Annotated in this window: 9 protein-coding genes; 4 read left to right on the top strand and 5 right to left on the bottom strand. The window is 61.3% G+C overall.

Annotated elements, in window-relative coordinates:
- Nucleotides 1-54 precede the first annotated feature (54 nt).
- A complete protein-coding gene (locus tag JFU11_RS14365) occupies nt 55-1,032 on the top strand; it encodes a pyridoxal-phosphate dependent enzyme (RefSeq protein WP_201060970.1) in 978 nt (325 codons plus the stop codon).
- 107 nt (nt 1,033-1,139) lie between these two features.
- On the opposite strand, the gene JFU11_RS14360 is transcribed toward JFU11_RS14365, so the two are convergent.
- The 3 genes from JFU11_RS14360 to JFU11_RS14350 form a co-directional block, all read right to left on the bottom strand.
- Complete coding sequence (locus tag JFU11_RS14360) at nt 1,140-1,688, bottom strand: cytochrome b (RefSeq protein ID WP_201060968.1); 549 nt, start codon at nt 1,686-1,688, stop codon at nt 1,140-1,142.
- A gap of 190 nt (nt 1,689-1,878) precedes the next feature.
- Entirely contained in the window at nt 1,879-2,706 is an 828-nt protein-coding gene (gene phnX, locus JFU11_RS14355) for a phosphonoacetaldehyde hydrolase (protein ID WP_052967790.1), read from the bottom strand.
- A 151-nt stretch (nt 2,707-2,857) separates the two neighbouring features.
- Nucleotides 2,858-3,967 (bottom strand): 2-aminoethylphosphonate--pyruvate transaminase, encoded by a 1,110-nt coding sequence (locus JFU11_RS14350; RefSeq protein ID WP_201060966.1) that lies wholly within the window; start codon nt 3,965-3,967, stop codon nt 2,858-2,860.
- 113 nt (nt 3,968-4,080) lie between these two features.
- On the opposite strand from JFU11_RS14350, the gene JFU11_RS14345 reads away from it, so the two are divergent.
- Nucleotides 4,081-4,944 (top strand): LysR substrate-binding domain-containing protein, encoded by an 864-nt coding sequence (locus JFU11_RS14345; protein WP_201060964.1) that lies wholly within the window; start codon nt 4,081-4,083, stop codon nt 4,942-4,944.
- Nucleotides 4,945-5,063: 119 nt separating this feature from the next.
- On the opposite strand, the gene JFU11_RS14340 is transcribed toward JFU11_RS14345, so the two are convergent.
- Nucleotides 5,064-5,936 carry a LysR family transcriptional regulator gene (locus tag JFU11_RS14340; protein WP_201060962.1) on the bottom strand — a complete coding sequence of 291 codons (873 nt, stop codon included), beginning with the start codon at nt 5,934-5,936 and terminating at the stop codon, nt 5,064-5,066.
- A 299-nt stretch (nt 5,937-6,235) separates the two neighbouring features.
- On the opposite strand from JFU11_RS14340, the gene JFU11_RS14335 reads away from it, so the two are divergent.
- The gene (locus JFU11_RS14335) at nt 6,236-7,561 is read left to right on the top strand and encodes an MFS transporter (RefSeq protein ID WP_123720349.1); all 1,326 of its coding nucleotides are present in this window, start codon (nt 6,236-6,238) and stop codon (nt 7,559-7,561) included.
- Nucleotides 7,562-7,572: 11 nt separating this feature from the next.
- Nucleotides 7,573-8,964 carry an FAD-dependent oxidoreductase gene (locus JFU11_RS14330; protein WP_201060960.1) on the top strand — a complete coding sequence of 464 codons (1,392 nt, stop codon included), beginning with the start codon at nt 7,573-7,575 and terminating at the stop codon, nt 8,962-8,964.
- A gap of 6 nt (nt 8,965-8,970) precedes the next feature.
- Here JFU11_RS14330 and tssI read toward each other — a convergent pair whose 3' ends face one another.
- A complete protein-coding gene (gene tssI, locus JFU11_RS14325) occupies nt 8,971-10,395 on the bottom strand; it encodes a type VI secretion system tip protein TssI/VgrG (protein ID WP_201060958.1) in 1,425 nt (474 codons plus the stop codon).
- Nucleotides 10,396-10,580: the final 185 nt, after the last annotated feature.

Below are 10,580 nucleotides of genomic sequence, written 5' to 3'. Positions count from 1 at the left end.
TGGCATCCTCAAGGCTGCTAAGATGCCGGCTTCTTTCCCAGAGCCGGCAACTCGATGCTTCTCCCGCCCAGCGACTGGCTACCCCAAGCCCCCCTCGAACCCCTTCACCTCGACTGGCTCACCACCGCCGGCATCGACGTCGCAATCCTGCGTCTGGACCAGATCGACCCGCTGATCAGCGGCAACAAATGGTTCAAGCTCATCGAACACCTGAAAGCCGCCGACCAGACCGGCGCCCAAGGCATCATCAGCCTGGGCGGTGCTCATTCCAACCATCTCCACGCATTGGCCGCTGCAGGCAAACGCTTTGGTTTCACCACGGTCGGCCTGCTGCGCGGGCATCCGCAAGACACCCCGACGGTGAAGGACTTGCAGGCGTTCGGCATGCAGTTGCACTGGTTGGGTTATGGCGGTTATCGAGCGAGGCACGAACCGGGCTTCTGGCAGCCATGGCGGGAGCAATACCCTGCGCTGCATCCAGTGCCGGAAGGTGGTGGCGGCTTGCTTGGGGCGAAGGGCTGCGGGCAATTGGTGACTCTGGCCCGCGAGCAATTGAGCGGTCTGGGCTGGAGCCACTACGACGGCTGGTGGCTGGCCTGCGGAACGGGCACGACCCTGGCCGGGCTGGTTCTGGCCGAGGCGGGTGAGCATCCGGTGTATGGCGCGTTGGCGGTGCCTGACGATCATGGCGTGGCGCAGCAGGTCGAGAGGATTGTGCAGGAAGCCGGCCTGATCGATCCCGCCTATGAACTGCTGGACGCCAGCCGTGGCGGTTTTGCCAAAGTCGATCCGCCGTTGCTTGCGTTCATCGAGCAGACCGAACAGGCCAGCGGCATTCCTCTAGAGCCGCTGTACACCGGCAAAGCGCTGCTGGCGCTCAAGCAGCGAGTCGAGGCGGGTAAATTTGTCCGGGGCACGCGCTTGATCTTCATCCACACCGGCGGCTTGCAGGGCCGTCGGGGTTTCAGTTCACAAACCTTTGTGGCGAGGGGGCTTGCCCCCGTTGGACTGCGCAGCAGTCCCAAAACCTGAAAATGCGGTGTGTCAGGTTCGACACGGTCACAGATTATGGGGCCGCTTCGCAGCCCAACGGGGGCAAGCCCCCTCGCCACAGGGATCGGTGTTTTCAGTGGCCGGGCTCAACCGCGCTTGGGCATCATCCGCAGCAAGGTGTTATCGCGCACCACATAGTGGTGGTACAGCCCGGCTACGGCGTGCAGTCCGATCAGCCAATAGCCGATCGTCCCGCCGAGCACATGCCAGCCCTCAAGCTGCTTGGCCAGCGGTTTGTTTTCTTCCATCAGCACTGGCAGATCGAAGCCATAGAACATCACCTGATGCCCCTCGGCGCTGGTAATCAGCCAGCCCAGAATCGGCATGGTGATCATGAAAATATACAGCGCCCAATGCATCAGTTTGGCGATCAGGGTTTGCCAGCGAGGCGAGGCGGGAAAGATCTGCGGCGCCGGCCCCTGGCTGCGGGCGAACAGCCGCAGCCAGACCAGCACGAACACCGTCAAGCCGAGCATGAAGTGGGCTTCCTTGATCAGCGTCCGGCCGCCACTGCCTTTGGGGAATATCCCGCGCAATTCGATGCAGGCGTAAACCACGATTAGCAGAACCAGCATCAACCAGTGCAGCGCGATCGATACGGTGCTGTAGCGTGATTCTGAATTCTTCCAGGGCATACGGCGTTCCTCACAGGTCTGGTCTGAAGTCACCGTTCTTGTTCGACGGCGTGGGGTTAACTGTAATCCTGTTTGGTGGGTTTGCCTGAGGTGAAGGGGCTGTTCAATGCTCTGGATCAAGTAATCGGCCACAAAAAAGCGCCAGTTCCGTTAAAGGAGCTGGCGCTTTTTTATGAAGCGAGAGGTGTAATCAGTCGGTTTGCGGCATCTCGCCCTTGGCCAGGCGCTTGTTGATGTCGGCGATCACCTCGGGCAGGTCGGTGATGGTGTCGATCATGTAATGCGGCCGCGAGCCTTCGAACATGGCGTGAATGCGCTTGCGTTCGCTGGCCAGTTTATCGCTGCTCAGGGCGCGATAGCCTTCGTAGTCCAGACCCAGCGCGTTGCCGGAGCAGATCAACGCCACGGTCCACATGCCGGCGCGGCGACCTTCGAGAATGCCCGGTACTGTGTCGTCGATCTTCACGCAGGCCGCGACGTCGTCGATGCCCAAGGCAATCACGTTGGCCAGTGCCTGAGCCGGCCATGGGCGACCATTGGGCACTTCGTCGGTAGCGACCACGTGATCGGCGACGTAGCCGTTGGTGGCGGCCAGTTCGACGACTTTGTCCATGACCTGCTTCGGGTAGCCGGAGCACGAACCGATCTTGATCCCTTGCTGGCGCAGGTTGGCGATGGTGTCGAGGGCACCGGGAATCAGTGCCGAGTGTTCGGCGATTTTTTCGATCTGCAGCGGCATGAAGCGTTTGTAAATGGCGGTGACGTCATCGTCGGTCGGGGTGCGACCGAACACGTTGCGGTAACGCTCGGCGACTTGCGGCTGATCGCACAGGGTACGAATGTGGTCCCACTTGCCCATGCCCATCGGCCCGCGGGCTTCTTCGATGGAAACCTGGACGTCGAACTCGGCGAAGGCTTCGACGAAAATCTGCGTCGGGGCGAAGGAGCCGAAGTCGACTACGGTGCCGGCCCAGTCGAGGATGGCGGCTTGGAGTTTGGTTGGGTTGGTGTAGTTCATGGCAAATAAATCCTATGAGAACGAGATATTCGGGATTCGATGTACCTGTGGGAGCGGGCTTGGCCGCGATGAGGCCCTGTCAGTCGACATCGATGATGAATGTCAGACCGCTATCGCGGGCAAGCCCGCTCCCACAGGGATCTGGGGTGAATTAAATTTCCAACACTTCCATCTCGCGCAGCACCTCGGCGACCGCCGCCACCGCCGCGTGCATTTCGGCCTGGTTGACGTGGCCGATGCAGCCGACGCGGAAGGTTTCGACTTGGGTCAGTTTGCCGGGGTAGAGGATGAAACCCTTGGCCTTGACCCGCTCGTAGAATTCCTTGAACTGATAGCGCGGGTCTTTCGGCGCGTGGAAGGTGACGATGATTGGCGCCTGGATCGCGGCGGGCAGGAAGCTGCGCAGCCCCAGTTTGGCCATGTCATCGAGCAGCACCTGGCAGTTATTGGCGTAGCGCTGATGCCGTGCGGGCAAGCCGCCTTCTTCGTTGTATTGCAGCAGCGCTTCGTGCAGCGCCGCGACCACGTGGGTCGGCGGGGTGAAGCGCCATTGGCCGGTCTTGGCCATGTAGGTGTGCTGGTCAAACAAGTCCATCGCCAGTGAGTGCGAGTTACCGGCGGCATTGGCCAGCGCTTCTTTGCGCGCAAAGACGAAGCCCATCCCCGGCACACCTTCCAGGCATTTGCCCGAGGCGGCGATCAGTGCGTCGAATGGCACGTGTTGGGCGTCGATCGGCAGGGCGCCAAACGAACTCATGGCGTCGATGATCAGGCGTTTGCCGTGTTGCTCGATAACGTGGGCGATTTCTGCCAGCGGGTTGAGGATGCCGGTGCTGGTTTCGCAGTGAATCAGCGCGACGTGGGTGATGCTGGCATCGGCCCGCAGCAGGCGGTCGACGTCGGCGGCGGTGGTCGGTTCGTCTTCGGCGGTTTCGAAGGTGCTGAACGAGCGGCCGAGCACTTCGCAGATTTTCGCCAGGCGTTTGCCGTAGGCGCCGTTGATCAATACCAGCACTTTACCGTCGCGAGGCACCAGTGTGCCGATGGCCGCTTCGACCGCAAAAGTGCCGCTGCCTTGCAACGGCACGCAGTGATGGCTGTCGCCGCCGTTGATGATCGTCAGCAGTTGTTCGCAGAGGCTGGCGGTCAGTTGGTTGAAGCGGTCATCCCATGAGCCCCAGTCGACCATCATTGCCTGACGGGTGCGGCTCGATGTGGTCAATGGGCCGGGGGTGAGCAGGATGGGCTCGGCAGTACTCATTCTTGTGTCCTCGCAAAAGCTCAGTGGGATGAAGCTACGGGACATAAATTGCAATTCGGTGAGCTATCAATCAAATTGTTTGTTGTTATGCCAGCCATCAGTGAGGGTTATTCATGAATCTGTTTCAGCTGCGCGCCTTCGACGCTGTGGCTCGGGAAGGCAGCTTCACCCGCGCCGCCGAGCGCCTGTTTATCAGCCAACCGGCGGTCACCGGGCACATCAAGGCGTTGGAGGAGCACTACCAGATCACCTTGTTGCGACGCACCGCGCGGCGCGTCGAACTGACGGAAGAGGGCACCAAACTGGCAGCGATCACCCGGGCGATGTTTGGCCTGGCCGAAGAAGCGCAGGTGATGCTGGAGGCCAACCGGCAGTTACTGACTGGGCGCCTGGAAGTGGCGGCGGACGGGCCGCACATGGTCATGCCAATGCTCGCCAGTTTGCGCGCGCGTTATCCGGGGATCACCGTGAACCTGCGGTTGGGCAATGCTCAGGAAACATTGGCGGCGTTATTGTCGGAGCATGCCGACGTGGCAGTGCTGACCGAGGTCGAGCCGCGCAAGGGGCTGCACCTGCAAGCGCTGAGTGAGTCGAGGATTTGCGCGTTGGTGCCTGCTGGCCATCCGTGGGCGCAAAAGTCGAAAGGGGTGCAGCTCAAGGATCTGGACCAAGTGATCATGGTCTTGCGCGAGCCGAGTTCGATTACCCGACGCACATTCGATGAGGCGTGCGTTCAGGCCAGGGTCAATCCACGGGTGTTGCTGGAACTGGACAGTCGCGAGGCAGTGACCGAGGCCGTGGCCGCAGAATTGGGCGTGGGCGTCGTATCGTCGGTGGAAGTCAGCCACGACCCGCGGGTGGCGGCGGTACCGATTATTGGCGAGGGGTTGGTCAATCGGCACATGATCGGGTGCATGGAGCGGCGGCGGGATTTGCGGTTGATACAGGCGTTTTTTGAGTTGGCGCCTGGCAGATAGACCGCGGCGCGGCCTTCGCGGGCAAACCACGCTCCCACAGGATTTGTGTCGTACACAAGATTTGCAGCCAGCATAAATCCTGTGGGAGCGTGGCTTGCCCGCGATGAGGCCGGACCTGCCTACACCAGACTCTCGCGAACCATCTCCAGAAACGTCGCCACCACTCGCCGCGAACTCTGTTCGCGCAAGCACACCAGCGTCTCCGTCAGCCGCCGTGTGCAATCGGTAATCGGCAGCGCACACACCCTCGAATCCGCGCCGAACTCAGCGGCCGACACCACTCCCACGCCAATCCCGACCACCACCGCCTCGCGCGCCGCTTCCCGGCCTTCGACTTCAATCGCCGGGCGGATGCGAAACCCGGCGCGGGTCATTTCCTCTTCCAGGGTTTGCCGCGTCACCGAGCCGATTTCCCGCAGCACCAATGGCGTGTCGTCCAGGTCCGCCAGGCAGATGGATTCGCGATCGGCCCACGGATGATGGCGCGAAACGAAGGCCACCATCGGGTCATTGCGCAGTGGCAACGAGAGCAAACGTTCGTCGCTGACATCGCGCCCCAACAGGGCCAGATCGGCCTGATAGTTGAATAGCCGAAACAGCGATTCGTCAGTGTTGCCGGTTTCAATCTTCACGCTGATGCCGGGGTAGCGCTCGCAGAACCGCGCAATCTGCGGCAGCACATGCACCGGTGCATCCACCGCCAGAATCAGGCTGCCGGTTTGCAACGCCTGAGACGCGTGAAGCAACTCCTGCGCCTCGGCTTCGATGACGAACAGTCGCTGGGTGATGCTCAACAGGCGCTCGCCCAGATCGGTCAGGCGCACTGAGCGCTTGTTGCGGTGGAACAGCAACACACCGAAACGCTCTTCGAGCTTGCGCACTTGGTCGGAAATCGCCGGTTGCGTCAGAAACAGCCGCTCGGCGGCCCTGGTAAAGCTTCCGTGGACCGCGACGGCGTGGAAGGCTTTGAGCTGGGCGTGGGATACCGACATCGAACTCTCCAGTAACGAGCGTAACCAGTAACAAGCGTAACCAGTAACAAGCTGAGCTTATATTTGAAATACGATAAATCGATTTCACTTATTAATCAGTAATTGTTTTTATCCGCTTCAGCCCCGGTGACTGTTCAGTCGAACAGCTCGGTGGTCATGAGCCCATGCATGCAATCAGCAGGACTCATCTGACCGGTATCGCCTCAGGGAACAGGCGATACCGCAGTGCTCAACAATAAAAACACAGGCGTTTTCTTCCAATTCTGCCGGCACACTCACACCCTGAGGTCAGAACCACAATGAACAGTCCCATCGGTACCATCAAGCGTTGGCGCGTGCAGATTTTCGCCATCACCTGGCTCGCGTATGCCGCGTTCTACTTCACCCGCAAAGCCTTTTCCGTGGCCAAACTGGGGATCGCCGAAGACCCCACCTTCACCCTCGACAAAATGGCCATGGCCAACCTCGACGCCATCTACCTGGCGGCTTACGCCATCGGGCAATTCACTTGGGGCATCCTGGCCGACCGCTTCGGGCCACGGGTCGTGGTGCTCGGCGGATTGCTGATTTCCGCGGTGGCCGCGTTGGTCATGGGCAGCTTTGCCACGTTGCCGATTTTCGCCACTTGCATGCTGATCCAAGGGCTGGCGCAGTCCACCGGATGGTCGGGGCTGTGCAAGAACATTGGCAGTTTCTTTCCCGCCGAGCAGCGTGGGCGAGTGTTGGGTTTATGGAGTTCCTGCTACGCCTTTGGCGGGCTGGTGGCCTCGCCGTTTGCGGGTTGGTGGGCGTATACGCTGATCGGCACCTGGCATGCGGCGTTCATTTCCAGTGCGGCGGTGGTTGGGCTGGTCGCCGTGCTGTTTTTTATTTTTCAACGTAACAAACCCGAAGACGTTGGCTTGCCAGCGGTGGAGCCGGAACCTGCGTTAACTGCCGAAGAGGCGCACGCTCAAAGCAAGATCAGCGTTCTGGAGCCGCTGCGGGAAATCCTGCGCAACCGCACGGTGTTGGTGCTGGGGCTGGCGTACTTTCTGTTGAAACCGGCGCGCTACGCGATTCTGCTGTGGGGGCCGGTGATCGTCTTCGAGCAAATGCCCACGGTGGGCAAGGTCGGCGCGGCGATCATTCCCACGGCGTTCGAACTGGCCGGGTTGCTCGGGCCGATCCTGCTGGGGCTGGCTTCGGACAAACTGTTCGGCGCTCGACGCATGCCGGCCTGTGTGCTGAGCTTGTTGGCGCTCACGGTTTCCCTGGCGCTGTTCATGGGCGCCCTGCATACCGGCAGCGTCTTGCTGGTGGTGGCGCTGCTGTTTGTCATGGGCCTGACTCTGTATGGACCAGACTCGATGATCAGCGGCGCGGCGGCGATCGATTTCGGTACCGCCAAGGCCGGCGCCACGGCGGCGGGCTTCGTCAACGGTTGCGGTTCGGTCGGGGCGATTCTCGGCGGGCTGCTGCCGGGTTACTTCGACTCGGTCACGGTATTCATCGTCTTTGCCGGCTGCGCGTTGTTCTCGTCGCTGGTGCTGATTCCCCACTGGAACAGTCGCCCGGCGGGTCTGCGTCCCGAAAGAGCATTTGTGCCTAACCAACCGATGACCGTAAAACCCCTGCGTACATAAGGATTACCCCCATGAGACCTTACTGGCTGGAACAGGCACTGGCGGCCGAGTCCTGCGCGCCGTGCGAACCTTTATCCGGTGATACCCGCGCCGACGTCTGCATTGTCGGTGGCGGCTACACCGGGTTGTGGACCGCAATCATGCTCAAGCAGCAGAACCCCGAACTGGACGTGCTGCTGATCGAAGCGGACATCTGCGGTGCCGGTGCCAGTGGGCGCAACGGTGGTTGTGCGCTGTCGTGGTCGGCCAAGTATTTCACCCTGGAACGGTTGTTCGGCGTCGAAGAAGCCGTGCGCTTGGTCAAGGAGTCCGAGCGCAGCATCCACGCCATCGGTGCCTTTTGCGAACAGTACGCGGTGGACGCCGATTACCGCCTCGACGGCACGCTCTACACCGCCACCAATCGCGCCCAATGTGGCTCGACTGACGCGGTGATTGCGGCGCTGGAGCGCAACGGCATCAACTCTTTCACCCAGCGGCCATTGGCGGATGTACAGCGCATGGCCGGTTCCAGCAAACACCTGGAGGGCTGGTTTTCCCCGGCTGCTGCGAGTGTTCAGCCGGGCAAACTGGTGCGCGGCTTGCGTCGGGTGGCCTTGCAGCTGGGGGTGAAAATTCATGAAAACACTGCGATGACCGGTCTGGTGGAGGGCAAGCCAGCGGGGATTAAAACCCCCAATGGCACGGTCCGCGCCGACCGGGTGGTGCTGGCGATGAATGCCTGGATGGCCCGGGCGTTTCCACAGTTCGAACGCAGTGTGGCGATTGTTTCCAGCGACATGCTGATCACCGAACCGCGGCCGGATTTGCTCAACGAGATTGGGTTGACCAGCGGCGTGACGGTGCTTGATTCGCGGATTTTCGTGCATTACTACCACAACACCCCGGACGGTCGAATCATGCTCGGCAAGGGCGGCAATACCTTCGCCTACGGTGGTCGAATGCTGCCGGTGTTCGATCAGCCATCGCCCTATGCCGGCTTGTTGCAGCACAGCCTGAGTGAGTTCTTCCCGGCGTTCGCCAAGGTCAAGGTCGAGGCCACCTGGAACGGGCCGTCGGATCGCTCCGTCACCGGTTTACCGTTCTTCGGCCAGATGAGCGCCAGCGGCAATGTGTTCTACGGTTTCGGTTACTCCGGCAGCGGTGTCGGGCCTTGCCATATGGGCGGGCAGATTCTCGCCTCGATGGTGCTGGGGCTGGACAATGCCTGGACCCGCTCGCCGTTGGTGAATGGCCCGTTGGGGTTTTTTCCGCCCGAGCCGATCCGTTATCTCGGCTCATTGATGGTGCGCAACGCCATCCGCCGCAAAGAGCGCGCCGAGGATCACGGGCATCGGCCACGGCACCTCGACGTGCGGCTAGCGAAGTTTGCCGCTGCGGCGGGCAAGACCGACAAGGGATGATGAGGCTCAGGGGGCGAGATCCGAGCGGTTGATCAGCCAGTCGAGTAGCAGACGACCATCGCGACGTGGCTCGGGAGCGGGGCGGGAAGGCTGGGGATGGCCCATGCCGGCACACAAAACCGGCCGGTCCGGGTCGCTGTCGAGGAAACTGACCAGCACGTCGGTGCCGGCCATGGGCAATCTGGACGGATCGATCCGACCGTCCGGTGTTGCGAGGGCAACCGGTAGCCAGAGACCGTCGGATTCATCCACCTCGAACGCCGGCGTCGGCCATAGCCTGACCTGTATCCGGTCCTGATCATCGAGCGCCGCCGGTTGCCCGACGGAGCCCAGCACCCGGGCGGTCTGATAGCCCGGGATGCTCGGCCTGGCGTGTTTGAGCGCCGGCCTGAACACCGTTGACCAGGGAATGGCAGTGAACTGATTGTTGTAGCGTCGGGCACTGCCGGGCTGGTCCTCGGCGAGAATCGACGGCTGCTGTCCCTGGTGCCGGATATCGGTGAGCAGCCATTGATCGTTGAAACTCGAGAGCGGGTGTTCTGCCACTTGCAGGATCCGTCCGCTGCACAGTTCGCTCTGATTGCTTTGGCCGTGGATCTGCCGTTGCTGGCAACGCAGGCGTTCCAGCCGTCGGCGGCTGAGCTGGTCGTGATGCAGCTGTTCGGGCGCGGGGCGTGCCATCATCGGGCCCGTTCTGGTGAGCGGGTGGTTCGCCGCTCCATCGCCGATCACCTGCGCGCCGCGGTTTCTGGCCTCCCACCGTGCCGGGGCGAGGTCCGGGTCATGGCGCTGGAACAGTTCGCTGATCACCGGCAAGGCGGAATCGTTGAATGCGTCGTCCTGGAACGGCATCAGCAGCGGTTCCTGAGGGAAACTCAGGCTGTCATCGGCCAGCACCAGCACATGCCCGTCGTGCTGATGTTCGAAGTGATAGTGGATACCTTCTTCCTCACACAGCCGCTGCATGAAGGCCAGATCACTCTCATCGTACTGAATGCAAAAAGGTCGGGACGGGTAGCACCCGTTTGCCAGTTCGAAGCGGTAGCTGTGCTCGGGCAATTGATGCTCCTCCAGCAACTGACGCACGATCGCGGGCACGCTGAGACGATGAAACACCCGACGCGAGCTGTGCAGGTGAAGTTGTTGAAGATAGGGTGCCAGCACCAGGGAGTAACCGACCCGGTGCGGTCCGCGATGTTCGCGACTGACGCTGTGGATCACGCCGTGAATGCCTTGGTCATCCGCCAGCCGCAAAAACGCCGGTTGTTGCAGTAAGTGGTCGAGGTGCAGCGCCGGGGCGAGGCTGATCACATCGATGTCGAATCGATAGGGCTGGTTGAGACCTTCACGGCCACTGAACTGCAACACCTGCAGACTCAAACCGCCGTCAAGAAGTGTCAGGGTGAAGGGGCTTTCCTTGTCGTTGTGCATCGAGCGCGCTTCTGCCAGGGAGGATGGGCGCAGAGGGTACGAAACCACAGCCCTGAAGCGTCACCGCAAATCGACTTTTCAGAATCGCCCTACAAACACTGGTGAAGATGTCGATTCGTCACGGGGTGAAGATCTTGGAATTTTTGGTCGATTGGCATCTTTAGGCCGTATAAACTTGCGCCATG

Origin of the sequence: Pseudomonas sp. TH37, assembly GCF_016650735.1 — a bacterium.
In the GTDB taxonomy this organism is placed as follows: domain Bacteria; phylum Pseudomonadota; class Gammaproteobacteria; order Pseudomonadales; family Pseudomonadaceae; genus Aquipseudomonas; species Aquipseudomonas farris.
This window is presented reverse-complemented; position numbering and strand designations above follow the sequence as displayed.

Bases quoted from the DNA above. Each gene is read 5' to 3' on its own strand.
- JFU11_RS14365 (WP_201060970.1), top strand. From the start codon at position 55: ATGCTTCTCCCGCCCAGCGACTGGCTACCCCAAGCCCCCCTCGAACCC.
- JFU11_RS14360 (WP_201060968.1), bottom strand. From the start codon at position 1,688: ATGCCCTGGAAGAATTCAGAATCACGCTACAGCACCGTATCGATCGCG.
- phnX (WP_052967790.1), bottom strand. From the start codon at position 2,706: ATGAACTACACCAACCCAACCAAACTCCAAGCCGCCATCCTCGACTGG.
- JFU11_RS14350 (WP_201060966.1), bottom strand. From the start codon at position 3,967: ATGAGTACTGCCGAGCCCATCCTGCTCACCCCCGGCCCATTGACCACA.
- JFU11_RS14345 (WP_201060964.1), top strand. From the start codon at position 4,081: ATGAATCTGTTTCAGCTGCGCGCCTTCGACGCTGTGGCTCGGGAAGGC.
- JFU11_RS14340 (WP_201060962.1), bottom strand. From the start codon at position 5,936: ATGTCGGTATCCCACGCCCAGCTCAAAGCCTTCCACGCCGTCGCGGTC.
- JFU11_RS14335 (WP_123720349.1), top strand. From the start codon at position 6,236: ATGAACAGTCCCATCGGTACCATCAAGCGTTGGCGCGTGCAGATTTTC.
- JFU11_RS14330 (WP_201060960.1), top strand. From the start codon at position 7,573: ATGAGACCTTACTGGCTGGAACAGGCACTGGCGGCCGAGTCCTGCGCG.
- tssI (WP_201060958.1), bottom strand. From the start codon at position 10,395: ATGCACAACGACAAGGAAAGCCCCTTCACCCTGACACTTCTTGACGGC.